The sequence below is a fragment of the Acinetobacter sp. AKBS16 genome, from assembly GCF_002899995.1.
Lineage (GTDB): Bacteria > Pseudomonadota > Gammaproteobacteria > Pseudomonadales > Moraxellaceae > Acinetobacter > Acinetobacter baumannii.
This window is the reverse complement of record NZ_POYH01000064.1, coordinates 3,272-25,879: the sequence shown is the minus strand read 5'-3', so window position 1 is coordinate 25,879 and position 22,608 is coordinate 3,272. Positions and strand designations below refer to the sequence as shown.

Below are 22,608 nucleotides of genomic sequence, written 5' to 3'. Positions count from 1 at the left end.
GTCATGAACCCTGCTCCTGCTGAAGAACGTCCAGCTAAACGCGGTCGTGGTCGTGGTGAAGGTCAAGAGCGTCGTGGTCGTCGCGGTGACCGTGCTGCTGACAAGGGAGAATAATCCATGTTGCAACCTAAACGTACCAAATTCCGTAAAGTGCACAAAGGCCGTAACACTGGTCTAGCACATCGTGGTAGTACAGTATCATTTGGTTCGATTGCAATTAAAGCAACTGAGCGTGGTCGTATGACTGCACGTCAGATTGAAGCTGCACGTCGTACCATTAGCCGTCGTATTAAACGTGGTGGTAAAATCTTCATTCGCGTATTCCCGGACAAACCAATTACCGAAAAACCATTAGAAGTTCGTATGGGTAACGGTAAAGGTAACGTGGAATATTGGGTTTGTGAGATCAAACCAGGTAAGATCCTGTACGAAATTGAAGGTGTGAACGAAGACTTGGCACGTGAAGCTTTTGCTTTAGCTGCTGCTAAACTTCCGTTTAAAACCACTATCGTGACTCGGACGGTAATGTAATGAAAACTAAAGATCTACGTGAAAAATCGGTAGAAGAGTTGAAAGCTTTGCTTGATGAGCAACAGCTTAACCAATTCCGTCTTCGTATGGCGAAAGCAACTGGTCAGTTGGGTAAATCGCACGAAGTGCAAGTTGCTCGTAAGACAATTGCTCGTATTAAGACACTCCTTACCGAAAAACAGGGGAACGGACAATGAGTGAAAAAACAGTCCGCACGTTAACCGGCAAAGTAGTAAGCGACAAAATGGACAAATCTATTGTTGTCCTTATCGAACGCCGCGTTCAACACCCGTTGTATGGCAAATCAATTCGCCGTTCAACTAAGTTACACGCTCATGATGAGAACAACGTTGCTAAAATTGGCGATGTTGTAACCATTAAAGAAAGCCGCCCAATTTCTAAAACTAAAGCTTGGACTTTAGTGGAAGTAGTTGAAGCAGCTGCTGAGTAATTCGACGTTCTTGTTGCATCATCGGTCAATTTCGAGTACTCTTTGAGCCTTTCGAAATTGTGACCGGTGATGCTCGGTTTTGGAGTAGGGCAATGATTCAAACCGAAACTATGCTCGACGTAGCAGACAACAGTGGTGCTCGCCGCGTACAATGTATTAAAGTACTTGGTGGTTCACATCGTCGTTATGCTTCTGTTGGCGACATTATTAAAGTTACTGTAAAAGAAGCTATTCCACGCGCACGTGTTAAAAAAGGTGACGTGATGAATGCAGTTGTAGTTCGTACTAAGTTCGGCATTCGTCGTCCAGATGGTTCTGTGATCCGTTTTGATGATAACGCTGCAGTTATTTTGAACAACAACAAAGCTCCGATTGCGACTCGTATCTTCGGACCAGTGACTCGTGAACTTCGTACTGAACAGTTCATGAAAATCATTTCATTGGCTCCTGAAGTTCTATAAGAGGCAATCATGGCTAAGATTAAAAAAGGCGATCAGGTTATCGTGATCGCAGGTAAAGAAAAAGGCAAACAGGGTACTGTTTTGTCTGTTTCTGAAGACCGCGTTAAGGTTGAAGGCCTTAACTTAGTGAAGAAGCATCAAAAGCCGAATCGTGTAACTGGCGCTGAAGGCGGTATCGTTACTCAAGAAGCTTCGCTTCATATCTCAAACGTGGCAATTTTAAATGCTACAACCCAGAAGGCTGACCGTGTTGGTTACCAAGTGATTGATGGCGTGAAAACTCGCGTTTACAAATCAACTGGTGAATCAGTGGCGGTAGCGAAGTAATAGGTTGAAAAGGCAATGGCCAGACTTAAAGCACGTTACAACGACGAACTTAAAGCGAAGTTACAAGAAGAACTTAGCATTAAGAATGTGATGGAAATTCCTCGCATCACAAAAATCACTCTTAACATGGGTGTAGGCGCAGCAGCTACTGATAAGAAATTATTAGACGGCGCTGTAGCTGACATGCAATTAATTGCTGGTCAAAAACCAGTAGTTACTCTTGCACGTAAATCTATCGCTGGTTTCAAAATCCGTGATGGTTGGCCAATTGGTTGTAAAGTTACTTTACGTGGCGACCAAATGTACGAATTCTTGGACCGTTTGATCTCTATCGCAATCCCTCGTATCCGTGACTTCCGTGGTTTCTCAGCGAAATCTTTCGACGGTCGTGGTAACTACTCAATGGGTTTGAAAGAGCAAATCGTTTTCCCTGAAATCGATTTCGACAAGATTGATCGTATTCGTGGTATGGATATTACTATTACTACGACTGCTCGCACCGATGACGAAGGCCGTGCGCTTATGCGTGCATTCGGCTTCCCGTTCAAATAAGAGGTCGATATGGCTAAGAAAGGTATGATTAATCGCGAATTGAAACGCGAAAAAACTGTTGCTAAATACGCTGCAAAACGTGCTGAATTAAAAGCTACTATTGCAAATGTAAATGCGAGCGACGAAGAACGTTTCGAAGCGATGTTAAAGTTACAAGCATTGCCACGTAATGCATCTCCGGTACGTCTTCGTAACCGTTGTGGTTTAACTGGTCGTCCTCATGGTTACTTCCGTAAGTTCGGTTTAAGCCGTAACAAATTACGTGACACAGTAATGCAAGGTGATGTACCAGGCGTTGTTAAGGCAAGCTGGTAAGGAGCGACTAAATGAGTATGCAAGATACCGTTGCCGACATGCTAACACGTGTTCGTAACGCACAAATGGCTAAGAAACAAACTGTTTCTATGCCGTCTTCTAAGTTGAAAGTTGCTATTGCAAACGTACTTCAACAAGAAGGTTATATTTCAAACGTAGAAGTTGCTCAAGAAGAGACAAAATCTACTTTGACTATTACTTTAAAATATTTCGAAGGCAAGCCAGTTATCGAAATGGTTAAGCGCGTAAGCCGTCCAGGCCTTCGCCAATACCGTGGTAAAGATAAACTTCCAAGCGTTAAGCAAGGTTTAGGTATTGCAATTGTTTCTACAAGCAAAGGCATCATGACTGATCGCGCTGCACGTGCTGCGGGCATCGGTGGTGAAGTTATTGCTTTTGTTTCTTAATAGGTGATTCCTCATGTCTCGTGTGGCTAAAGCCCCAGTAACTGTACCAAATGGTGTAACAGTTACTCAGAACGGCCGGCAGGTCGAAGTGAAAGGCAGCAAAGGTACATTGTCTTTCAACCTGCATGCGCTGGTCGAGCTAAAACAGGAAGAAGGTAAACTTCAACTTGCTCCAGCTAAAGAATCGAAAGATGCTTGGATGCAAGCTGGTACTGCTCGCGCTGTATTGAACAACCTTGTTAAAGGTGTTAGCGAAGGCTTCGAACGTAAGTTGCAGCTAGTTGGTGTTGGTTATAAAGCTGCGGTTAAAGGTACAGTTGTAAACCTTAACCTTGGTTACTCACACCCAATTGACTACGCTTTACCTGAAGGTGTAACAGCGGAAACTCCAACTGCTACTGAAATCATTTTGAAATCAGCAAACAAGCAGTTGTTAGGTCAAGTAGCGGCAGAAATCCGTGCATACCGTTCTCCTGAACCATATAAAGGTAAAGGTGTTCGTTATTCGGATGAAGTCATTCTTCGTAAAGAAGCTAAGAAGAAATAAGGCGCGAGGTTCTTATGAACGAAAAGAAACAATCCCGTTTGCGTCGTGCGAAAAGCACACGCTTGCACATCCGTGCATTGGGTGCGACTCGTTTGTGTGTAAACCGCACTCCGCGTCACATCTATGCTCAAGTTATTTCAGCAGATGGTGGCAAAGTTTTAGCGCAAGCTTCAACTTTAGATGCATCTTTACGTAGTGGTACTACTGGTAATATTGAAGCTGCGACGAAAGTTGGTGCTTTAATCGCAGAACGTGCTAAAGCAGCTGGCGTTACTAAAGTTGCATTTGACCGTTCTGGTTTTAAATATCATGGTCGTATCAAAGCCTTGGCTGATGCTGCTCGTGAAGGCGGCTTGGAGTTCTAATCATGGCAAAAGTTGAACAAAACGAAGGTCTCGTTGAAAAGCTGGTTGCCGTTGATCGTGTAGCCAAGGTTGTTAAGGGTGGTCGTATCTTCTCTTTCACAGCATTAACTGTTGTGGGCGATGGTAATGGTCGCGTAGGTTTTGGTCGTGGTAAAGCTCGTGAAGTTCCAGCTGCTATTTCTAAAGCACTTGAAGCTGCACGTCGTAACATGATCACTGTAGACCTTGCTGGTACTACTTTACAACACCCTGTGAATGCTCGTCATGGTGCAAGCCGTGTATACATGCAACCTGCTTCAGAAGGTACTGGCGTAATCGCTGGTGGTGCAATGCGTGCCGTTCTTGAAGCTGCAGGTGTACATAACGTACTTGCTAAATGTTATGGTTCTACTAACGCTGCTAACGTAGTAAACGCAACTTTTAAAGGTTTGCGTGATATGACTTCTCCTGAGAAAGTCGCTGCGAAACGTGGTAAATCAGTAGAAGAAATTCAAGGGTAATCAATCATGAAAACGATTAAAGTTACCCAGACTAAATCTTCTTCACATCGCTTGAAAAATCACAAGCTTTGCTTACAAGGTTTAGGTCTGCGTCGTATTGGTCATACTGTAGAAGTGCAAGATACGCCTTCTAACCGTGGTATGATCAACAAAGTCTACTATATGGTTAGTGTAGAGGAATAAGCCATGACTCTGCGTTTAAATGAGCTTGCACCTGCAGAAGGTGCAAAACGTGAACACCGTCGTTTAGGCCGTGGTATCGGTTCTGGCGTTGGTAAGACTGGTGGTCGTGGTATCAAAGGTCAAAAATCACGTAAAAGTGGTGGCGTTCGTCCAGGTTTCGAAGGCGGTCAAACAGCGATTTATCGTCGTTTACCTAAATTCGGTTTCACTAGCCAAATCGCTTTAAAAACTGCTGAAGTACGTTTGTCTGAGTTAAGTAAAGTGGAAGGCGATATCGTTAGCCTTGAAACTTTAAAAGCTGCGAATGTTGTTCGTCGCGATCAAATTCGCGCTCGTATCGTGCTTTCTGGTGAAATCACTCGTGCATTCACTGTTCAAGGTGTTGCATTGACTAAAGGCGCTAAAGCTGCAATTGAAGCAGCTGGCGGCAAAGTCGAGGAGTAATCTCGAGTGTCTATGTCTCCTAGTTCTTCAGGTCATGTCAACATGATGAAAGGTCAGCCATTTCACGTGAAATATCGTGAAATTATTCGCCGGATGAGTTTTCTAATCGGTGCATTGCTGGTCTTTCGACTAGGAGCGCATATTCCAGTACCAGGCATTAATAATGCTGCGTTAGAAAATTTATTTCATGCAAACCAAGGAACTATTCTTGGGCTATTCAATATGTTTTCTGGCGGTGCTTTAGAGCGAATGTCGATTCTTGCTTTAGGGATCATGCCTTATATTTCTGCATCAATTATTGTGCAGTTAATGTCTACAGTGATTCCTTCTCTCGAAGCCTTGAAAAAGGAAGGGGAGCAAGGTAAACGTAAAATTAATCAATATACGCGTCAGGGTACATTATTACTTGCAGTGGTTCAGGCAGTAGGTATGTGTGCAGGTCTTATTGGACAGGGTATTACTCTATCTAGTGGTCTTGCTTTTTATATACCTGCAGTTACATCACTTGTCGCAGGAACTATGTTCTTAATGTGGCTAGGTGAACAGATCACTGAAAGAGGTATCGGTAATGGTATCTCAATGATTATTTTTGCAGGTATTGTTGCTGGTTTGCCTAAATTAATTATGCAATCAGTATCATCTGTCGATAATGGTCAAACAAGTTTAATTGGTCTTGTTATCTTTGGTCTTTTGTCTCTTGGTGTATTGGCAGCGATTGTGTTTATTGAAAAAGCACAGCGTCGTATTCCAGTAAACTATGCACAGAAGCAGCAAGGGCGTCGTATATTTACAGCTCAGCAAACACATCTACCGTTGAAAATTAATATGGCTGGTGTGATTCCTGCGATTTTTGCGAGCTCTTTACTCTTGTTCCCAGCTAGTTTGGGGCAATGGGTAGGAAGTGCAGATCCGAATGCTGGTTTAATTAAACGTAGTTTACAAGATTTAGCTTTAGTATTGTCGCCTGGACAGCCTTTGTATTTGGTGCTCTTTGGTGCGTTAATTATCTTTTTCTGTTACTTTTATACGGCTTTAGTATTTAGCCCTAAGGAAGTATCAGAAAATCTAAAACGCAGCGGAGCTTATGTGCCTGGTATTCGCCCAGGTGAGCAAACTGCTCGTTACTTAGATCATATTCTTAATCGTTTGACGTTTATTGGTGCGATTTATATTACAGTCATTTGTTTGATGCCAATGATTCTACAAAGTTCTTTTGGTATTCCATTCTATTTGGGTGGTACCTCATTACTCATTGTAGTCGTTGTTGTTATGGACTTTATGGCTCAGCTACAAGCGCATTTAACTTCTCATCAATATGACAATCAAACATTAATGAGAAAAACGACTGCTCATCCTAAGGGATAAGCGCACTTAGAGGTTTCATCATGAAAGTACAAGCTTCTGTAAAGAAAATTTGTGGTAGCTGTAAAGTTATCCGTCGTAATGGGGTTATTCGCGTGATTTGTAGCGCAGAACCTCGTCATAAGCAGCGTCAAGGTTAATCTAATCAAGACCTGTTGATTTCAGTAGGCGAATTGGGTTAATATCCGCCCCTCAAGATTTTTGTGGGGCGGTTGATTATCTCTACTGCCTTTTTGGAGAAAAGTGAATGGCTCGTATTGCCGGTGTAAACATTCCGGATAACAAGCATGCTGTTATCTCCCTCACTTACATCTTTGGTATCGGTCGCCACACTGCTAAGAACATCTTAGCTGCAGTTGGTATTACTGAGACTACTAAGATCCGTGAGTTGGACGATGCACAGCTTGATGCGATTCGTGCAGAAGTTGCTAAGGTTCCTACCGAAGGTGACTTACGTCGCGAAATTTCCATGAACATTAAACGTTTAATGGATTTAGGTTGCTATCGTGGCCTTCGTCATCGTCGCAGCTTGCCTGTCCGTGGTCAACGCACCAAAACTAACGCACGTACCCGTAAAGGTCCGCGCAAACCGATTAAAAAGTAAGATTTCTGGAAGCTAAAAGATGGCTAAAGATACTCGCACACGCAAGAAGGTCACTCGTACCGTCTCTGAAGGTGTTGCACACATTCACGCGTCTTTTAATAACACCATTGTTACGATTACCGATCGTCAAGGTAATGCATTGGCTTGGGCCACCTCAGGTGGACAAGGCTTCCGTGGTTCACGTAAATCAACTCCGTTTGCTGCTCAGGTAGCTGCTGAAGTTGCTGGTAAAGCAGCTTTAGATTACGGTTTGAAAAACCTTGACGTCCTTGTAAAAGGTCCTGGTCCAGGTCGTGAGTCTGCGGTTCGTGCATTAGGCGCAGTGGGTTATAAGATTAACAGCATTACCGATGTGACTCCAATTCCTCACAACGGTTGCCGTCCACCTAAAAAACGTCGCGTGTAAGGAGAAACATTCATGGCTCGTTATATTGGTCCAAAATGCAAACTCTCTCGCCGCGAAGGGACAGACCTGCAACTTAAATCTGGCGTTAAACCATTTGACGTCAAAACTAAAAAAGCTAACAAAGCACCTGGTCAGCATGGTCAGGCTCGCGGTGGTAAGCAATCTGAGTATTCACTACAATTACGTGAAAAACAAAAAGTCCGTCGTATTTACGGTGTGTTAGAGCGTCAATTTAGTAACTACTATAAAGAAGCAGCTCGTGTTAAAGGCGCAACTGGTGAGAACTTGTTGAAATTGCTTGAAAGCCGTCTTGATAACGTTGTTTATCGCATGGGTTTTGGTTCTACACGTGCAGAAGCTCGTCAGTTAGTAAGTCACCGTAGCATTACTTTGAATGGTCGTCGTGTAAACATCGCATCTATTCAAGTTAAAGCTGGTGATGTAATTGCGGTTCACGAAGGTGCTAAACAACAATTGCGTATTAAAAACGCGATTGAATTGGCTGCTCAACGTGGTATTCCAGCTTGGATCGAAGTTGATCACTCTAAGCTTGAAGGTACGTTTAAAGCTGCACCAGATCGTTCTGATTTACCTGCTGAAATCAACGAAAGCTTGATTGTAGAATTGTATTCTAAATAATCCTTGAGGTAGCAATAATGACGCGTACTGCAAACGAGTTTCTAACTCCGCAAGCGATCAAGGTCGAAGCGGTAAGCGGGACCTCGGCAAAAGTGATTCTGGAACCTTTAGAGCGTGGTTTTGGCCATACTCTAGGTAATGCTTTACGTCGCATTCTATTGTCTTCTTTGCCAGGCGCTGCTGTGGTTGAAGTAGAGATAGAAGGTGTCGAGCACGAGTACAGTACTTTAGAAGGCTTGCAGCAGGACATCGTCGAGCTCTTGCTGAACCTAAAAGGATTGTCTATTAAGCTGTTCGATCAAAATGAAGCTTATTTAACATTAGAAAAACAAGGTCCTGGTGACATTACTGCTGCCGACCTTCGTTTACCTCATAATGTTGAAGTGGTTAACCCAGAACATTTAATTGGTACTTTGAGTGCTACAGGCTCATTAAAAATGCGCTTGAAAGTTTCTCAAGGTCGTGGTTATGAAACATCTGACTCTCGTTTCCCTGAAGGCGAAACACGTCCTGTAGGTCGTTTACAGTTAGATGCTTCTTATAGCCCAATTAAGCGTGTTTCTTACACCGTAGAAAATGCGCGTGTAGAACAACGTACCGATTTAGATAAACTGGTAATCGATCTTGAGACCAACGGTACGGTTGATCCTGAAGAAGCAATCCGCAAAGCGGCAACAATCTTGCAACAACAAATTGCAATTTTTGTTGATCTTCAGAAAGACCAAACTCCTGTTGCTCAAGAACCTCGTGAAGAAGTTGACCCAATCTTGCTTCGCCCAGTAGATGATCTAGAGCTTACTGTTCGTTCTGCTAACTGTTTGAAAGCAGAAAATATTTACTACATTGGTGATCTTGTTCAACGTACTGAAGTTGAGTTGTTAAAAACTCCTAACCTTGGTAAAAAATCGTTAACAGAGATCAAAGATGTTTTGGCATCGAAAGGTTTACAACTCGGTATGCGTCTTGAGAACTGGCCACCAGCTAGTCTTCGTATGGACGACCGTTTTGCCTATCGTAGCCGTTAATTAAGTAGGACTATCACCATGCGTCATCGTAATAGTGGTGTGAAATTAGGCCGTACAAGCAGCCATCGTAAAGCGATGTTCCAAAACTTGGCTAATTCTTTATTTGAACATGAGTTGATCAAAACAACTTTGCCTAAAGCTAAAGAATTACGTCGTGTTGCTGAGCCTTTAATCACTCTAGCAAAAAACGATACTGTAGCAAATCGTCGTTTAGCATTTGCTCGTACTCGTAATGCTGCAACTGTTGGTAAATTATTTACCGTACTCGGCCCTCGTTACAAAGAACGTAACGGCGGTTATCTACGTGTTCTTAAAGCGGGCTTCCGTGCTGGTGATGCAGCACCGATGGCTTACGTTGAGCTTGTAGATCGTGAAGTGAACACTTCAGCTGAATAATTGATATTATTCAAAAAAGACCGGCTTTATGCCGGTCTTTTTTATTTTCCAAAAAACATAAAATTAAAAATTTGTCCCCAAGTGACATAAAAAAACGGATAAACGGTCAAACTTGACATTGTGTATTGTCAAAATTGTGATTTAATAAAGTTATATTCTCAACAATGGGTATAAAAATAAAATGGAAAAGCAAGTTGATGTATTAATCATTGGTGCAGGCATATCAGGAATAGGAGTTGCTGCCCACTTATCTAAAAACTCTCCACAACGTCAGTTTGAAATTTTGGAGCGTCGTGAATCGTTTGGTGGAACTTGGGATCTTTTCCGCTATCCTGGTATCCGTTCTGATTCAGATATGTCTACTTTTGGTTTTAACTTTAAACCATGGCGCAAAGCCAATGTTCTCGCTGATGGTGCCTCTATTAAAGGATATCTAGGGGAAGTGATTGATGAGTTTAAGTTAAAAGAAAAAATTCATTTCGGCCATCGTGTCCTTTCTGCGAATTATGATTCTGCCTCGAAAAAGTGGCATGTTATTGTTGAGGACAATAAGAAAAAACAGCAGACTTGGGTTGCTAACTTCGTTGTAGGTTGTACTGGTTATTATAATTATGACCAAGGTTACGCGCCAACTTTCCCAAATCAAGAAGCTTTCAAAGGTCAACTCATTCATCCACAACATTGGCCGGAAAATTTGGATTATAAGGGTAAAAAAGTAGTAATTATTGGTAGTGGAGCTACAGCAATTACACTGGTGCCTGCAATGTCAAAAGGTGGAGCAGGTCATGTAACGATGTTGCAACGTTCACCAACTTATATTGCTTCTGTTCCGTCTATTGATTTCATCTATGAAAAAACTCGTAGATTTATGTCTGAAGAAGCAGCCTATAAATTTACGCGTGCTCGTAATATTGGTATGCAACGAGCAATTTATGCATTGTCTCAAAAGCATCCTAAAACAGTTCGTCGTTTACTCTTAAAAGCAATTGAAATGCAACTTAAGGGTAAAGTTGATATGAAACATTTTACACCTTCATATAACCCTTGGGATCAGCGTCTATGCGTAGTTCCTGATGGTGATTTATTCAAAATTCTTCGTGAAGGTAAGGCGAGTGTTGAAACTGATCAAATTGAAAAATTTACTGAGACTGGTATTCAATTAAAATCAGGCAAGCATCTTGATGCCGATATTATCGTATCTGCAACAGGTTTGCAGGTTCAAATCATGGGCGGTGTGCAGGCAACTATTGATGGGGAGCCAGTTAAATCATCTGAACACATGCTTTATAACGGCGTGATGCTCAGCGATGTACCAAACATGGCGATGATTATTGGCTATGTAAATGCTTCATGGACATTAAAAGTTGATATTGCAGCAGATTATATCTGCCGTTTATTAAACTACATGGATAAGAATAATTATGATGAAGTCATTCCATCTGGTGATAAGAGTGTGATGGAAGAGGACACAGTCATGGGTAGCTTATCATCTGGTTATATTAGTCGTGCTGCCGACGTGATTCCTAAACAAGGTAAACAAGCACCATGGCAGGTAACCAATAATTATCTTGAAGACCGAAAATCATTAAAAAATGCAAAATTTGATGATGGTGTTCTACGTTTTCATAAGCATTCAGAAGTTACCACACGTAAACCAAAATTAGTGTCTTGATATTCGAAAATAAAAGGGAGGCTATAAGCCTCCTTTTTATAGTAAAGATTAAAGAGTTCTAGAGATTAATTCTTTCATAATTTCATTGGTGCCTGCATAAATACGGTTTGCTCGGTGGTCGATATAAGCGCGGGCAATTGGATATTCCAGCATATAGCCATAACCGCCATGTAATTGAAGACATTCATCTACAACTTTTGAAAACATATCTGAAATTTTATATTTTGCAGCCGCTGCAGCTTCAACACTCAATTTTTCATCGAGTTGTAATTCCATACAACGATCTAAATAGGTACGGCAGAAATCTATCTCTGTTCTAAGTTCAGCAAGTTTAAAACGAGTATTTTGGAAGGCTCCAATTGGTTTGCCGAATGCTTTACGATCTTTTGTATATTGAACAGTATGTGCAAATGCCGCTTCTGCCCCGGCTTGGCAGATAATAGCAACTAGCATACGCTCCCACGCTAATTCTTTCATGAGCATGATAAAGCCCATACCTTCCATACCTAAAAGATTTTCTTTAGGGACACGAACGTTATCAAAGAAGAGTTCACAGGTATCTTGGCCTTTCATACCAATTTTGTTAAGTGGTTTGCCTTTAGTAAAACCAGTACGGTCAGCTTCGACAATAATGAGTGATAAATTGGCTGATCCTTTATCGCTATTCCCCGTTTTACAAACGACAATCGCCATATCGCATAAATAGCCATTGGTAATAAATATTTTTGAACCATTAATGACATATTCATCGCCATCAAGAACGGCTGTTGTACGAACCGCTTGCAAGTCTGAACCTGTTCCCGGCTCGGTCATGGCAATTGCGGTAACCGTCTCACCAGTAGCCATTTTAGGGAGCCATTTCTGTTTTTGCTCTTCATTACCGAAGTTATTGATATAGTTGGCTACAATGTCGGAATGCAGTGAGAAACCTGTACTTGAGTCCATCGCATAGGCTTGTTCTTCAATAAGAATCATGCTGTATAGGCGATCGACACCTGAACCACCATATTGTTCTGGCATGGTGGTACAGAGTAAACCTAATGCACCAGCTTTATTCCAAAGATCTCGGTCAACATGTTGTTGTTTTTCATATTTTTCAATATTAGGTACAACTTCTTTCTCATAGAATTTACGTACCGTTTCCCGAAAAGCTTCATGTTCTTCATTAAATAAATGGCGAGGTAACATATTTGGAATGGGACGAATAGCACCAGATTGCATTGTATTTCTTCCTTGGTTTGGGCTTGATGTTATGAGCTAAACATAAGGGAAGCGACTAGGTCTAACAATGTGATGAATGCTCATTTATGGCGGTGAAGTGATAAGTTTGGTCAATTTGATATTTTTAGCGAACTTTCTCATGTGATCAGGTAAACTAAGCGCACTATCAACGCAGATGGGGAAATAAATGTCTGAAGAAATGACCTTGGAAGAACGTAAAGTAATCTATCGCGCACGTCGTGGTTTAAAGGAAATTGATGTCTATTTTGACCCTTATGTGAAAAATTATTATTTAAAGGCAGACCCGGCAGAAAAAGCGTTGTTTGCTGAGTTGGTAGAACAGGAAGACCCTGATTTACTAGATTGGTTTATGGAAGTATCAGAACCACCACGTACCGAATTACGTGACTTTATCTATAAATTAAAACACTATGTTCATGGTTAATTTATTTTGATCAACCATTTGAATTTTAAGCTGAAATATAGTCGTTTTTCGATTATATTTCAGTTTTTTATTGGCTTAAGCTTAGCAGTTCTATTTTATCAATTAATGCCGTTACTATGGTGGTTAGTTGTAATCAGCTTACTATTTATCAACTTTATTTTCTTTTTAAAGCGTCCGCAGCTTGCACAAATTGCTTATTTAGATAAAAAACTATGGTCGCTTGCTTATCATTCACAGAACACCATTTCTCGCGTCAAAATTTTAAAAATAATTGATTATCAGATTTTCATAGTGATCTATTTTGAAGGTCATAAAAAACTAACTTCTATCATTTGGTTTGATCAAATGTCATTAGCAGAGTGGAAAAAGCTTAAAACTTTAGAAAAACTCTATTAATTGTTAGACAATTTTACATTTGTATATTTATTTAAAATTATTATTAATCAATAACTTATATTTTATTTCTTTTTGAGAAATTGAAATTGTCTAGTTAAAATACAGAAAAAACAGCAAGAAAGTTAATTGTCGGACAATTTCTCAATATGGTTACTATGCTATCGGTTAAAGTACAAACACCAACGTAAAGTGTGTCGGAGGTCTCAAATGGAGATGCCAACATGGTCGTTCTTGGTCATTGCCATAATTATGGCGGTGGTGATAGGAAGAGCAGGAACTTTACTCAGGGAACATCTTAACCGAGTTAATCTTAGCAAAGTTAAGAGACAGAGGATGCAAAGGTCATCGATCAGTCAATAATCTAATTGGTTAATCGATTAATTTCATCAAGTGTCCAGTTTTTAACTGGGTGCGAACGTAGTAAGGAGGTCTCTCATGGAGATTTCAATGTGGATGTTTCTGTTGATTGCAGTAATTATGGCTGTAGTAGTAGGAAGAGCAGGAACTTTACTTAAGGATTATCTAGAACAACAATAATATAAGCCGTTAAAAGCTTATCCCAGTTAATAAGTAGCATGTGCTGAACCGTCGCAATGCTACTTTTTTTTGCCTAAAATTTTTGTTTCCCTGAAAAACTGTCAATTTTATCTGCTGTGAAGTGTGTCAAAGTATAAGCGCTACAATTAGAGTAATTACTCTTTTATTCAAGATATGCATCTGCTAATGTACATCTGAAAAGGAAAAAACAAATTACATCGAGGACAGGAAGATGTCTAAAGTCCAAAAAATATGCCAAGGTTTGGCGGTAAGTTTTCTTGCAGCTTCAGTTTTATCAGGTTGTTCATACGTCGTGAAGAGTGGAGCAAATGTTGCTTTAGGTTTTACTGAAAAGCACGTCGTTCCACCTATTTTGGCAATGCAAGATGCTGAAATGGTCTGTAATACTGGTAGTGCCTTAACTCCTGCAATCATGTCGACTAAAGGTATGGGGGCAGATCCTACTCGTGTTGCTGTCTTAATGTATGCTGCTTCAGGTGTATGCGCGGAAAACCAAGCATTAGAACAGGAGTTACGTTATTTGCGCGCTTCAAAAGCAGGGCAGGTAACAGAAGCTCAAGATGCACGTATTGCACAGAAGCGTTGGGCTGCAATTGCTGCTGAGCGACAATACGCAGGCTATAAGCTCTTTGCTGATCGTTGGGAATCTAAATATAAATATCATTTAGGTGATTCTTGTCCAACAATGCGTAGTGATATTGACCAAACTGTATATTTACTTGGGATGATTAGTGGTCTTCAAGCTGTGACCAACGATATTAACTCTGGCGGTTCTGTCAATGTTCCGAAAGATATTGCTGCTATTGTAGAGCGCGGTATGGTCTGCCTTGATAACCAAAAATTCTGGGGCGCACCAAATGCAACGCGCGCAGTGATCTGGACTTTATTACCAGGCGCTAATGAAGGGAAGCCTGATCCATATGAGACTTTAAAACAGTCCGTGCAAATTGGTGAACAAAAAGGTGTTCGTTTATCTCATGCGTTATATGCCGTAGCTGCTCAAGCGAGTGGTGACGATGCCAAAATCCGTGATGCATTAAAAACTTATGCCGCATCTCAAGCAGATGACAAACCTGTCAATCCGAACTTTAAATTAATCGATAGTATGGCTGGTTTAATTGTGCGCGGTATTTCTGACCGTTACTGGACTGAGCATACTGGTGTTCGTACCGGTGATGACGGTATGTCTCATTTCTGGGATGAGAAAAACGAAGGCTCAGCTGAATTGGATGAGTTGTTTGATGGTGGAGCTGCATCGGAAGCTCCAGCTGATACGAAAACTGCACCAGCACAGTAAATAGATCTGAAGGAACTCACTCCTTAGGGTTACTAACTCTAGTAATCGTAAGGAGCCTGGTTTAAAAGGAGTGTGCTATGAAAGATCATGTACTCAATAAAAAAGTGCTTTTGGTCGCAGGGTGCATTTCTGTTTCTGCATGTTTACAGGTGTTTCCGGATTATTTTATCTATTGGCGTGAAAGCTTACTCGGCGAGTTCTGGCGTTTATGGACAGCGCACTGGGTACATGTCGGATGGATTCACTTTCTTTTAAATATGATGGCATTTGCGTGTTTGCCTTTCATATTTCCCCATACCAAAGTGTGGCACATTTTAAGTCTTCTTTTTCTTTTACCACCTTTTATTAGCTTGGTGTTCTATTTTTATTTGCCCAATATCGATGCATATGCCGGCCTTTCTGGTGTACTCCATGGGTTATATACCGCAGTTGCTTTGGTTTACTTGCAATACCGTAAAGAAAGGAATTTTGCATTTCTGGTCTTAGGTTTAATTGTTGCAAAGTTGATTTGGGAAAATACATTTGGGCAAACAGGAACAGCCCAGCTCATTGGTAGTCCAGTTTTAACTGAAGCTCATCTATATGGGGCGATTGGTGGTGCAATCTTTGGAGGATGCTATTGGCTCATACAAAGATTCAAATAGAAAGATTGACAATACAAACTGTTAAAAAAGTGATTTTAGTCATTCTTTATTGATAAAGTTTGATGCAAATTTGATCGTTGAATAAAGGGATTGGTAGAAGGGGGATGGACGATACCCCTGACCAAGGAAATTGCATGACTCAAAGCCTTTGTTATGAGGGGTTTGAGAGAACAAAATTGGAATATTTATGCAAGAATATCAAGAAAAAAGATCTGGATTAGGTCTGCTGGGTTATATCTGGAATGAATGGATCTCAACATTCATTATCCTCATTTTACTATTGATGACGCTCATAATTGGTACCGGGGAAATGATCCACGGTCAATTATTACGTATCGGGGAACGTCTTTATGGTGACCCTGCTACAGGCATGCAATATTCATTCTTGCGTGCTGAGCCTGAAAAGCCGACTTGTGATCGACATCCGAATATTGATGCTCAAGTAAAAGAGCAGATGAAAGCAAATGCATCTGATGATTTTGCGAGCTTCTTTGGTGCTGCATCGGAAAGTGATGTCCGTGCATCCTTACTGGCAGCACAGCAGCAATGTGAAGAAAAATATCAGGCTTATGACAAAACTATTAAATATATCGAAGCAAACCCGGGAGTACGTACTTATCGTGCGATCGAAACAGGTTTCTTTGGTATTTTTAAATTCGGTACAGAGAACCGTGCCATTTTACTGGTCTTTATGGTACTGATTTCAGCGATTACTGCATCATTGAAATACCACCATATTGGCTTGCGTAATCCAGCAACAAAAATAGATTACAAAGTGTATTCTCTATTTATGTTGATTGGTAATGCGCTACTGAGCTTCTCGGTCATTAGCCAGTATCGTTCAGTCATTAATTCAGGGGTAACACCTACTTATGAAACAGTAACGATTTACTGGATATGGATGATTCTGTTTGTTGTTCTGACCTTAATTAGTCTGTATCAACTATTTGTTTCACCTCCACCAAAACGTGAAGGCGGTAATATAGGTTTAGCCTTACTTTCTGTACCTTTATATGCCTATATGGCACTAATTACAGGTATTGTATTCACGTTCTTTATGGATTATCCAATGGGGCAAGGGATTTATCTTGGTTTATTGGTTGAGTTCTCGGGTATCTTCTTAAATCTTGCCTTATTTATTTGGGCGGGTATGTTACTCACGCAAACCCGTGTTATGGACTTGTTCTTAAATGTACTTCGTCCATGGAACTTGGCACCAGAAACCTTAACTTGGTTAATTCTGATTGCTGCTGCTGTACCGACTGCTTATACCGGTGCTTCGGGGATTTTCGTTATCGCGGCTGGTGCGATTATTTATAAGGAAGTTTGGAACGCAGGCGCTCGCCGTCAATATGCATTAGCTGTATCTGCAATGTCCGGTTCCCTAGGGGTGGTTGTACGTCCATGTCTCTTGGTCGTTCTAATTGCGATGTTGGATAGTCGTCATGTTACATCTGATGAATTATTCGGACATGGTATTTATGTCTTCTGGCTAACAGCATTTATTTTCTTGGGTGTATCTCTTTTATTGGCTGAAGAAAAGTTCCGTGTGAACTCGCCAAAAGTGGCACTACCAGGTATGGCACGAGCTTTCGTACCAGTTATTCCATATATCTTAATTACTGTAGTTGTCCTTGCATTTTATAAATATGCATTAGATACAGGAATGAATGAATTTACTGCACCAGTGATTCTGCCACTCGTGCTTATTGCGATGATTCTGTACGATAAAATGGTTATGCCTAAAGAGGCACCAGCTTTAAATATTCATGAGGCGATTGTTCGTGAGCATGAAAAGAAATCACCGTTCTTACAGACTCATGATCCGCATAGTTCACAGTTCCGTCTTGGTTTTGGTGGTGCTTTACGTTTTGCGACATCAGAAACAGTGGGACATATTGGTGCCTTAATTATTTTGATGGCATTGTCTGCAAGTGTAGGCGGCTTAATTGAACGCTCTGAAGTGGTTGAATTATTACCAACTCATTTAGGCAGTATCTATATATCATTAGCATGTATTGCACTGTTACTTGCAATTATTGGTATGTGTACAGATCCATTTGGTGCTGTAATTTTAGTGGCAGCAACTATTGCTCCTGTAGCTTACGAAAATGGTATTCATCCAATTCACTTCTGGATGATTGTATTGGTCGCATTCGAATTTGGTTATGTAACGCCGCCAGTTGCCTTGAACCATCTATTAACGCGGTTATCCGTTGGTGATGATGAGGTGAATGCTGCCGATGCAGAAGCCAAAGAGAAGTACACCAGTTTCTACTACCGATATGAACGTTGGTTATTACCAATTATTGTCTTGTTCTCATCATTGGTATTGGTAACTTATGCACCACTAATACTGAAACTATTTGGTTGGTACAAATAATTTAAATATATAAGCCGAGCAAAAACACTCTCTTTAAGAGGGTGTTTTTTTATGTGGTAGTTATTTTGAACATATAAATTTTTAGTAAATAAAAAAGCTAGCTCAGAGTGAACTAGCTTTTTGCATCATATCTAGAGTTAAACAAATACTATTGTTGTTTAACTTGGGCCTCAAGAAGCTTCACTTGCTCTTCTTTTAGCTTAATAAGTTGATCTGCATCAGCATGTTGAGCTTTTAGTGTCGCTTCCTGATCTTGCAATTGACGATGAATGTCATTGAGTTTAGACACTTCTTCTTTAGCTAAAGATTCTTGAGCAGGGATTGGTTGATTGAGCACATCTTCATTCACAAGTTGCTGTGAGTTAGCGGTTTGTGTTTGAACTACGGGTTCCGAGCTTTCAGAGGGTTTTGCAGTTTTTTCAGGAGCTGGTACCGAGGCTGGTTGTGGATCAACCATTGGCGCTGATGTTTCAGTTTTTTTGAAAAACCATTGTGCTGCGAAAAAAAGCACGACGAGAATGCTTAAGCCCCCAATTAAAATCCACAATAGTTTTGAGTTTTGTTTTCTTTGTAGTGGCATGTCTAAGACCTTTAGTCAGAACGACGAGGCTTGAACTGTATTACCCCAATTTCATCAGGTATAGCGGGCGTTTCAGGCTCATCAATATGAGTCGGACGATTTTCGCTATAACCGCATTCGATACATTCAATCCATTCGTCTTCAGCGGTGGTTAGCATGACAATCCGATCTATGGCTTCACATTTTGGACATTTAGCCCCAGCAATGAAACGTTTCTTCATCTGTATCACCCTAACCACACGATCAATTTAGGCCCATAGTTTAAGCGGTTTTGTTATCGTTCGTCCAACCTTGATGACGTAACAATGCATCAATTTTTGGCTCACGACCGCGGAAATTCACAAATGCTTCAAGAGCAGTATCTTTCCCACCCACCGCTAAAATTGCCTGACGGAATTCTTTACCCGTTTGAGTATTGAAAATACCTTCATTTTCAAAACGGTCAAAGGCATCACTTGCTAAAACTTCTGCCCATTTGTAAGAGTAGTAACCTGCTGCATAGCCGCCTGCAAAAATATGACTAAAGCTATGTTGGAAACGGTTGTAGTTGACGGTTGGAACTACCGCATATTGTTTGCGAATATCATTTAAGGTCTGCTGAATTTGCTCACTATTCAACGCAGGAGTTTTTGTGTGAATAGTTAAGTCAAATAAGGCAAATTCAAGCTGACGTAAAGTTTGCATACCAGACTGGAAGAAACGTGCATTTAATAATGCATCAAGTAACTCTTGAGGTAAGGTCTGTTTGCTCTCAATATGCTCACTTAAAACATCAAGACTTTCTTTATCCCATGACCAGAATTCCATAAACTGACTTGGTAACTCGACTGCATCCCAAGCAACGCCGTGAGTACCTGCAACTGAGATATTATCTACTTCAGTAAGCATATGGTGTAAGCCATGACCAAACTCGTGGAATAAGGTAATGACTTCATCATGGGTGAGTAAGGCTGGCTGGTTGCCTACAGGTGGAGTGAAGTTACACACCATATAGCAAATTGGTTTTTGTAAACCATGAACAGTTTGCATACGTGAGCGGAAACCACTCATCCATGCTCCACCACGTTTCCCTGTGCGCGCATATAAATCAAAGAAGAAGCCGCCAACAACTTCACCTTGGCCTTCTAACTCAAAATAACGTGCATCTGGATGCCAAACCGGAGCTTCACGTTCAACGATGTTAATACCATATAGACGCTGTACGATCTGGAATAATCCCTGAATCACTTTTGGTGCAGGGAAGTAAGGTTTTAAAGCTTCTTGTGATAAGTTGAACTGTTGTTGTTTAAGCTTTTCAGAATAGTAAGTGGTATCCCAAGGTTTAAGCTCATCAATACCATCTTGTTTGGCAATAGCTTGGAGTTCGGCAACTTCCTGAAGTGCAGGGGTACGTGCATGCTCAGCTAAATCGACTAAAAAGTCGTGAACTGTTTTGACATCAGGCGCCATTTTGCTGGCAAGAGAATATTCAGCATAGTTATTAAAACCGAGTAGTTTTGCCATCTCTTGGCGAAGACTCAGGATTTCTTCCATAATTTTGCTGTTGTCAAATTCTGTTTGCTCAGACTGATCTGATGCACGTGTGACATAAGCTTTATAAAGCTCTTCTCGCAAGGCACGATCATCGGCATAGGTCATGATGGCAAAATAAGCTGGAAAATCTAAAGTTGCGACCGCTTGATCAAGCTCACGCTGTTTGCCGTACTGTTTTAATAACTCAACATTACTTTCCGGAAGACCTTTTAATTGGTCTTCTGTCAGTGGTTTAAAATAAGCCTGTGTCGCATCAAGTACATGGTTTGAGAAGTCAGAAGAAAGCTGTGAAAGACGTGCAGAAATTTCAGCGTAACGTTTTTTTTCTTCACCCTCTAAAGCAACACCAGAAAGTTTAAAATCACGTAAAGCGAGACGGATGGCACTTTGTTGCGCAGGGCTTAGCTTTGAATAGCTCTGACCATCATGAATGAGTTGATAGGTCTGATATAACGCCGTGTGTTGTCCAAGCTGAGTGTAATATTCACTTAAAGCGGGTAATAGTGATTGATAGACTTCTCTGGTTTCAGCATTGTTCATCACAGCATTTAAATGTGACAACACTCCCCATGATTCACTGAGGTTATTTTCAAGTGCATCAATTTGTTCAAGTACGGCAAGTTGCTGATCTGTCTCGGATGGTGCAGCCGTAAGGGTGTTTAAAAACTCTTGTCCTGCTTGGATCGCCTGTTGAATATCTTGTTTTAAATTATCTAATGTAATTTGATCAAAGCGGGGAGTAGGTAGAGTCGCTTGCTGTAAAGTCATTGCTAATAGCCACATTATTTTTTAAACATAGTATTAGATGTAGGTATTGTTAGGCAGGAAATCAAGTTTAATTTAAAAAATAAACGTTTTAAAAACATTAAGCCCCCATTTTGGGAGCTTAATCATAATTAATGCAAATACCTATGAATTAGTCAGCCTTAGACTTGGCGTTTGACTTTTTCTTTTTAGGTTTCGCTTTTTTCTTTACTTTTTCTGGTTTGGCCTCTGCTTTTGTAGAGGTTTTCTTACCAGACTTTTTACTATATGAGCTTGGTTTACCTTTTTCCTTCTTTTTACGGACAGGTTTTTCACCATCAGTTGATACAGACGGTTTACCAAAAACTTCTTCTGTTGCTTGGGTGCTTGTTTTGGTTGTGCGTGGAGCACGACTACGAACTACACGTCCAGCATGAGTAACTTGTTTAATGAGTTGGAAATCGATTTTACGCTCTTCTAGATTTACACCAGCAACTTGAATTTTAACTTCGTCGCCTAAACCGAAGACTTGACCACGATTTTGTCCAATGAGGTTTTGACTTGCTTGATCGTAAATAAAGAAATCATCGCCAAGTTGGCTAATGTGAATCATGCCATCAACATAAAGATCTTTAAGAGTAACAAATAGGCCAAATTCAGTTACCGCACTCACAATACCAATGAACTCATCACCTAAATGTTGTTGCATATAGTGACATTTCAACCAAGTCGTTACGCTGCGGGATGCTTCATCGGCACGGCGTTCTGTTTGAGAGAAATGTTCACCTGCATCATCTAAAGCTGCACCGGAAAGTGGGTAAGGCTTTTGTTTTAGATGAGCTTTAATTGCACGATGTAACAATAAGTCCGGGTAGCGGCGAATTGGTGAAGTGAAATGTGTATAAGCTTCATAAGCTAGACCATAGTGACCTGCATTTTTGGCACCATAGTAAGCTTGCATCATTGAGCGTAATAACACGGCGTGAATGCTTGGCGCATCAATACGGTCTTTAGTTGCCTCAATAACTTTTTGATAATCTGCCTGAGTTGGTTGGTCAGGGAAAGGTAAACCCAATAGTTTTACAAAATCTTTTACTTTTTGAATACGTGAGAATTCAGGTGCCTCATGTACACGATACAACATCGGAATATCATGTTCTAAGGCATATTCTGCTGCTGCTACATTGGCAAGCAACATACACTCTTCAATAAGCTTATGAGCATCATTACGTGTACGAGGTAAAATTTCTTTAATTCCACCTAACTCGTCAAAGGTCATATAAGTTTCAATGGTTTCAAACTCCATTGCATGACGATCAACACGTAAGTTTTTCAAAATCTGGTAAAGCTGGAAAAGTGTATTTAGCGATTTATGAATATCACGATCTTTTGGAATTGCATCAGTTGCACCTTCAAAATATTGTCCTACTTGTGTATAGGTCAAACGTGCTTTTGAATGCATGACTGCCGGATAAAATTCATAACCTGTAACACGACCCGTACGAGAAAGTTTTAGGTCACAGACCATGCATAGACGATCTACGTGTGGGTTAAGTGAGCACAATCCATTTGATAATGCTTCTGGTAGCATTGGTAAAACAAAATGTGGGAAATAAACCG

At 40.8% G+C, this 22,608-nt stretch carries 31 protein-coding genes and 1 pseudogene; 27 read left to right on the top strand and 5 right to left on the bottom strand.

Features of this window, described 5'->3' with window-relative positions:
• The 22 genes and pseudogenes from C1642_RS19200 to C1642_RS11320 form a co-directional block, all read left to right on the top strand.
• A pseudogene (locus C1642_RS19200) lies at positions 1 to 178 on the top strand (hypothetical protein); the annotation flags it as partial.
• On the top strand, positions 118 to 531 hold the full coding sequence (rplP, locus tag C1642_RS11420) for a 50S ribosomal protein L16 (RefSeq protein WP_000941215.1): 414 nt from the start codon (positions 118 to 120) through the stop codon (positions 529 to 531). The pseudogene C1642_RS19200 and the gene rplP, both read left to right, overlap by 61 nt.
• Positions 531 to 728 carry a 50S ribosomal protein L29 gene (rpmC, locus tag C1642_RS11415; protein ID WP_000849928.1) on the top strand — a complete coding sequence of 66 codons (198 nt, stop codon included), beginning with the start codon at positions 531 to 533 and terminating at the stop codon, positions 726 to 728. Before rplP ends, rpmC begins: the two co-directional genes overlap by 1 nt.
• Positions 725 to 982: a 30S ribosomal protein S17 gene (rpsQ, locus tag C1642_RS11410; RefSeq protein ID WP_001291845.1), complete on the top strand. Its 258-nt coding sequence runs from the start codon at positions 725 to 727 to the stop codon at positions 980 to 982. The genes rpmC and rpsQ overlap by 4 nt, the downstream gene beginning before the upstream one ends.
• A gap of 92 nt (positions 983 to 1,074) precedes the next feature.
• Positions 1,075 to 1,443, top strand: coding sequence for a 50S ribosomal protein L14 (gene rplN, locus C1642_RS11405; protein WP_001982634.1), 369 nt, complete (start codon positions 1,075 to 1,077; stop codon positions 1,441 to 1,443).
• 9 nt (positions 1,444 to 1,452) lie between these two features.
• Entirely contained in the window at positions 1,453 to 1,770 is a 318-nt protein-coding gene (gene rplX, locus C1642_RS11400; RefSeq protein WP_001062685.1) for a 50S ribosomal protein L24, read from the top strand.
• A gap of 15 nt (positions 1,771 to 1,785) precedes the next feature.
• Positions 1,786 to 2,322, top strand: coding sequence for a 50S ribosomal protein L5 (rplE, locus tag C1642_RS11395; protein WP_000113197.1), 537 nt, complete (start codon positions 1,786 to 1,788; stop codon positions 2,320 to 2,322).
• Positions 2,323 to 2,331: 9 nt separating this feature from the next.
• Positions 2,332 to 2,637 carry a 30S ribosomal protein S14 gene (gene rpsN / locus C1642_RS11390; RefSeq protein ID WP_001074624.1) on the top strand — a complete coding sequence of 102 codons (306 nt, stop codon included), beginning with the start codon at positions 2,332 to 2,334 and terminating at the stop codon, positions 2,635 to 2,637.
• Between the two features lie 11 nt (positions 2,638 to 2,648).
• Complete coding sequence (gene rpsH / locus C1642_RS11385) at positions 2,649 to 3,044, top strand: 30S ribosomal protein S8 (protein WP_000062616.1); 396 nt, start codon at positions 2,649 to 2,651, stop codon at positions 3,042 to 3,044.
• A gap of 13 nt (positions 3,045 to 3,057) precedes the next feature.
• On the top strand, positions 3,058 to 3,591 hold the full coding sequence (gene rplF / locus C1642_RS11380; protein WP_000091932.1) for a 50S ribosomal protein L6: 534 nt from the start codon (positions 3,058 to 3,060) through the stop codon (positions 3,589 to 3,591).
• 14 nt (positions 3,592 to 3,605) lie between these two features.
• Positions 3,606 to 3,956: a 50S ribosomal protein L18 gene (gene rplR / locus C1642_RS11375; protein ID WP_001003194.1), complete on the top strand. Its 351-nt coding sequence runs from the start codon at positions 3,606 to 3,608 to the stop codon at positions 3,954 to 3,956.
• A 2-nt stretch (positions 3,957 to 3,958) separates the two neighbouring features.
• Positions 3,959 to 4,456, top strand: coding sequence for a 30S ribosomal protein S5 (rpsE, locus tag C1642_RS11370; RefSeq protein ID WP_001141025.1), 498 nt, complete (start codon positions 3,959 to 3,961; stop codon positions 4,454 to 4,456).
• Between the two features lie 6 nt (positions 4,457 to 4,462).
• On the top strand, positions 4,463 to 4,639 hold the full coding sequence (rpmD, locus tag C1642_RS11365) for a 50S ribosomal protein L30 (RefSeq protein WP_000849088.1): 177 nt from the start codon (positions 4,463 to 4,465) through the stop codon (positions 4,637 to 4,639).
• Positions 4,640 to 4,642: 3 nt separating this feature from the next.
• Positions 4,643 to 5,083: a 50S ribosomal protein L15 gene (gene rplO / locus C1642_RS11360; protein WP_000175340.1), complete on the top strand. Its 441-nt coding sequence runs from the start codon at positions 4,643 to 4,645 to the stop codon at positions 5,081 to 5,083.
• Positions 5,084 to 5,128: 45 nt separating this feature from the next.
• On the top strand, positions 5,129 to 6,448 hold the full coding sequence (secY, locus tag C1642_RS11355; protein ID WP_002000592.1) for a preprotein translocase subunit SecY: 1,320 nt from the start codon (positions 5,129 to 5,131) through the stop codon (positions 6,446 to 6,448).
• A 20-nt stretch (positions 6,449 to 6,468) separates the two neighbouring features.
• Positions 6,469 to 6,585, top strand: coding sequence for a 50S ribosomal protein L36 (gene rpmJ, locus C1642_RS11350; protein ID WP_000867907.1), 117 nt, complete (start codon positions 6,469 to 6,471; stop codon positions 6,583 to 6,585).
• A 107-nt stretch (positions 6,586 to 6,692) separates the two neighbouring features.
• A complete protein-coding gene (rpsM, locus tag C1642_RS11345; RefSeq protein ID WP_000090815.1) occupies positions 6,693 to 7,049 on the top strand; it encodes a 30S ribosomal protein S13 in 357 nt (118 codons plus the stop codon).
• A 19-nt stretch (positions 7,050 to 7,068) separates the two neighbouring features.
• On the top strand, positions 7,069 to 7,455 hold the full coding sequence (rpsK, locus tag C1642_RS11340; protein WP_001040166.1) for a 30S ribosomal protein S11: 387 nt from the start codon (positions 7,069 to 7,071) through the stop codon (positions 7,453 to 7,455).
• Positions 7,456 to 7,467: 12 nt separating this feature from the next.
• Positions 7,468 to 8,094 carry a 30S ribosomal protein S4 gene (gene rpsD, locus C1642_RS11335; RefSeq protein ID WP_000135204.1) on the top strand — a complete coding sequence of 209 codons (627 nt, stop codon included), beginning with the start codon at positions 7,468 to 7,470 and terminating at the stop codon, positions 8,092 to 8,094.
• Positions 8,095 to 8,111: 17 nt separating this feature from the next.
• Positions 8,112 to 9,119 (top strand): DNA-directed RNA polymerase subunit alpha, encoded by a 1,008-nt coding sequence (locus C1642_RS11330; protein ID WP_000198631.1) that lies wholly within the window; start codon positions 8,112 to 8,114, stop codon positions 9,117 to 9,119.
• Between the two features lie 18 nt (positions 9,120 to 9,137).
• Positions 9,138 to 9,515 carry a 50S ribosomal protein L17 gene (rplQ, locus tag C1642_RS11325; protein WP_001216380.1) on the top strand — a complete coding sequence of 126 codons (378 nt, stop codon included), beginning with the start codon at positions 9,138 to 9,140 and terminating at the stop codon, positions 9,513 to 9,515.
• Positions 9,516 to 9,696: 181 nt separating this feature from the next.
• Positions 9,697 to 11,187, top strand: a complete 1,491-nt coding sequence (locus C1642_RS11320) for a flavin-containing monooxygenase (RefSeq protein ID WP_000415133.1) — start codon at positions 9,697 to 9,699, stop codon at positions 11,185 to 11,187.
• A 48-nt stretch (positions 11,188 to 11,235) separates the two neighbouring features.
• On the opposite strand, the gene C1642_RS11315 is transcribed toward C1642_RS11320, so the two are convergent.
• On the bottom strand, positions 11,236 to 12,408 hold the full coding sequence (locus tag C1642_RS11315) for an acyl-CoA dehydrogenase family protein (protein WP_103236354.1): 1,173 nt from the start codon (positions 12,406 to 12,408) through the stop codon (positions 11,236 to 11,238).
• A 187-nt stretch (positions 12,409 to 12,595) separates the two neighbouring features.
• Between C1642_RS11315 and C1642_RS11310 the strand changes: the two genes are divergently transcribed.
• The 5 genes from C1642_RS11310 to C1642_RS11290 all read left to right on the top strand — a co-directional run bounded on the left by C1642_RS11310 (position 12,596) and on the right by C1642_RS11290 (position 18,131).
• Positions 12,596 to 12,853, top strand: coding sequence for a succinate dehydrogenase assembly factor 2 (locus C1642_RS11310; RefSeq protein ID WP_001288210.1), 258 nt, complete (start codon positions 12,596 to 12,598; stop codon positions 12,851 to 12,853).
• A 6-nt stretch (positions 12,854 to 12,859) separates the two neighbouring features.
• Complete coding sequence (locus C1642_RS11305) at positions 12,860 to 13,249, top strand: hypothetical protein (protein ID WP_071210859.1); 390 nt, start codon at positions 12,860 to 12,862, stop codon at positions 13,247 to 13,249.
• Positions 13,250 to 14,018: 769 nt separating this feature from the next.
• A complete protein-coding gene (locus C1642_RS11300; protein WP_000049106.1) occupies positions 14,019 to 15,104 on the top strand; it encodes a hypothetical protein in 1,086 nt (361 codons plus the stop codon).
• Positions 15,105 to 15,181: 77 nt separating this feature from the next.
• Entirely contained in the window at positions 15,182 to 15,748 is a 567-nt protein-coding gene (rrtA, locus tag C1642_RS11295) for a rhombosortase (protein ID WP_000651536.1), read from the top strand.
• A 187-nt stretch (positions 15,749 to 15,935) separates the two neighbouring features.
• Positions 15,936 to 18,131 carry a TRAP transporter large permease subunit gene (locus tag C1642_RS11290; RefSeq protein ID WP_001158905.1) on the top strand — a complete coding sequence of 732 codons (2,196 nt, stop codon included), beginning with the start codon at positions 15,936 to 15,938 and terminating at the stop codon, positions 18,129 to 18,131.
• 148 nt (positions 18,132 to 18,279) lie between these two features.
• On the opposite strand, the gene C1642_RS11285 is transcribed toward C1642_RS11290, so the two are convergent.
• From C1642_RS11285 to C1642_RS19195, 4 genes are all read right to left on the bottom strand, one after another.
• Positions 18,280 to 18,711: a hypothetical protein gene (locus C1642_RS11285; RefSeq protein ID WP_103236353.1), complete on the bottom strand. Its 432-nt coding sequence runs from the start codon at positions 18,709 to 18,711 to the stop codon at positions 18,280 to 18,282.
• Between the two features lie 11 nt (positions 18,712 to 18,722).
• The gene (locus tag C1642_RS11280) at positions 18,723 to 18,932 is read right to left on the bottom strand and encodes a YheV family putative zinc ribbon protein (protein WP_000745518.1); all 210 of its coding nucleotides are present in this window, start codon (positions 18,930 to 18,932) and stop codon (positions 18,723 to 18,725) included.
• 40 nt (positions 18,933 to 18,972) lie between these two features.
• Complete coding sequence (locus tag C1642_RS11275) at positions 18,973 to 21,027, bottom strand: M3 family metallopeptidase (protein WP_103236352.1); 2,055 nt, start codon at positions 21,025 to 21,027, stop codon at positions 18,973 to 18,975.
• Between the two features lie 133 nt (positions 21,028 to 21,160).
• Positions 21,161 to 22,608: ribonuclease R family protein (locus C1642_RS19195; RefSeq protein ID WP_228153843.1), on the bottom strand; the 1,448-nt coding region annotated here is incomplete at its 5' end.

Excerpts from the sequence above, each read along its gene's own strand:
- rpsK (WP_001040166.1), top strand. The coding sequence starts at position 7,069 with ATGGCTAAAGATACTCGCACACGCAAGAAGGTCACTCGTACCGTCTCT.
- rpsE (WP_001141025.1), top strand. The coding sequence starts at position 3,959 with ATGGCAAAAGTTGAACAAAACGAAGGTCTCGTTGAAAAGCTGGTTGCC.
- rplN (WP_001982634.1), top strand. The coding sequence starts at position 1,075 with ATGATTCAAACCGAAACTATGCTCGACGTAGCAGACAACAGTGGTGCT.
- rpsD (WP_000135204.1), top strand. The coding sequence starts at position 7,468 with ATGGCTCGTTATATTGGTCCAAAATGCAAACTCTCTCGCCGCGAAGGG.
- rpsQ (WP_001291845.1), top strand. The coding sequence starts at position 725 with ATGAGTGAAAAAACAGTCCGCACGTTAACCGGCAAAGTAGTAAGCGAC.
- rpmJ (WP_000867907.1), top strand. The coding sequence starts at position 6,469 with ATGAAAGTACAAGCTTCTGTAAAGAAAATTTGTGGTAGCTGTAAAGTT.
- C1642_RS11275 (WP_103236352.1), bottom strand. The coding sequence starts at position 21,027 with ATGTGGCTATTAGCAATGACTTTACAGCAAGCGACTCTACCTACTCCC.
- rrtA (WP_000651536.1), top strand. The coding sequence starts at position 15,182 with ATGAAAGATCATGTACTCAATAAAAAAGTGCTTTTGGTCGCAGGGTGC.
- rplO (WP_000175340.1), top strand. The coding sequence starts at position 4,643 with ATGACTCTGCGTTTAAATGAGCTTGCACCTGCAGAAGGTGCAAAACGT.
- rplP (WP_000941215.1), top strand. The coding sequence starts at position 118 with ATGTTGCAACCTAAACGTACCAAATTCCGTAAAGTGCACAAAGGCCGT.
- rpsH (WP_000062616.1), top strand. The coding sequence starts at position 2,649 with ATGAGTATGCAAGATACCGTTGCCGACATGCTAACACGTGTTCGTAAC.
- rplX (WP_001062685.1), top strand. The coding sequence starts at position 1,453 with ATGGCTAAGATTAAAAAAGGCGATCAGGTTATCGTGATCGCAGGTAAA.
- rplE (WP_000113197.1), top strand. The coding sequence starts at position 1,786 with ATGGCCAGACTTAAAGCACGTTACAACGACGAACTTAAAGCGAAGTTA.
- rplR (WP_001003194.1), top strand. The coding sequence starts at position 3,606 with ATGAACGAAAAGAAACAATCCCGTTTGCGTCGTGCGAAAAGCACACGC.
- rpsN (WP_001074624.1), top strand. The coding sequence starts at position 2,332 with ATGGCTAAGAAAGGTATGATTAATCGCGAATTGAAACGCGAAAAAACT.
- C1642_RS11310 (WP_001288210.1), top strand. The coding sequence starts at position 12,596 with ATGTCTGAAGAAATGACCTTGGAAGAACGTAAAGTAATCTATCGCGCA.
- rpmD (WP_000849088.1), top strand. The coding sequence starts at position 4,463 with ATGAAAACGATTAAAGTTACCCAGACTAAATCTTCTTCACATCGCTTG.
- rpmC (WP_000849928.1), top strand. The coding sequence starts at position 531 with ATGAAAACTAAAGATCTACGTGAAAAATCGGTAGAAGAGTTGAAAGCT.
- C1642_RS11330 (WP_000198631.1), top strand. The coding sequence starts at position 8,112 with ATGACGCGTACTGCAAACGAGTTTCTAACTCCGCAAGCGATCAAGGTC.
- C1642_RS11280 (WP_000745518.1), bottom strand. The coding sequence starts at position 18,932 with ATGAAGAAACGTTTCATTGCTGGGGCTAAATGTCCAAAATGTGAAGCC.
- C1642_RS11320 (WP_000415133.1), top strand. The coding sequence starts at position 9,697 with ATGGAAAAGCAAGTTGATGTATTAATCATTGGTGCAGGCATATCAGGA.
- C1642_RS11290 (WP_001158905.1), top strand. The coding sequence starts at position 15,936 with ATGCAAGAATATCAAGAAAAAAGATCTGGATTAGGTCTGCTGGGTTAT.
- secY (WP_002000592.1), top strand. The coding sequence starts at position 5,129 with ATGAAAGGTCAGCCATTTCACGTGAAATATCGTGAAATTATTCGCCGG.
- rplQ (WP_001216380.1), top strand. The coding sequence starts at position 9,138 with ATGCGTCATCGTAATAGTGGTGTGAAATTAGGCCGTACAAGCAGCCAT.
- C1642_RS11285 (WP_103236353.1), bottom strand. The coding sequence starts at position 18,711 with ATGCCACTACAAAGAAAACAAAACTCAAAACTATTGTGGATTTTAATT.
- rpsM (WP_000090815.1), top strand. The coding sequence starts at position 6,693 with ATGGCTCGTATTGCCGGTGTAAACATTCCGGATAACAAGCATGCTGTT.
- C1642_RS11315 (WP_103236354.1), bottom strand. The coding sequence starts at position 12,408 with ATGCAATCTGGTGCTATTCGTCCCATTCCAAATATGTTACCTCGCCAT.
- C1642_RS11300 (WP_000049106.1), top strand. The coding sequence starts at position 14,019 with ATGTCTAAAGTCCAAAAAATATGCCAAGGTTTGGCGGTAAGTTTTCTT.
- rplF (WP_000091932.1), top strand. The coding sequence starts at position 3,058 with ATGTCTCGTGTGGCTAAAGCCCCAGTAACTGTACCAAATGGTGTAACA.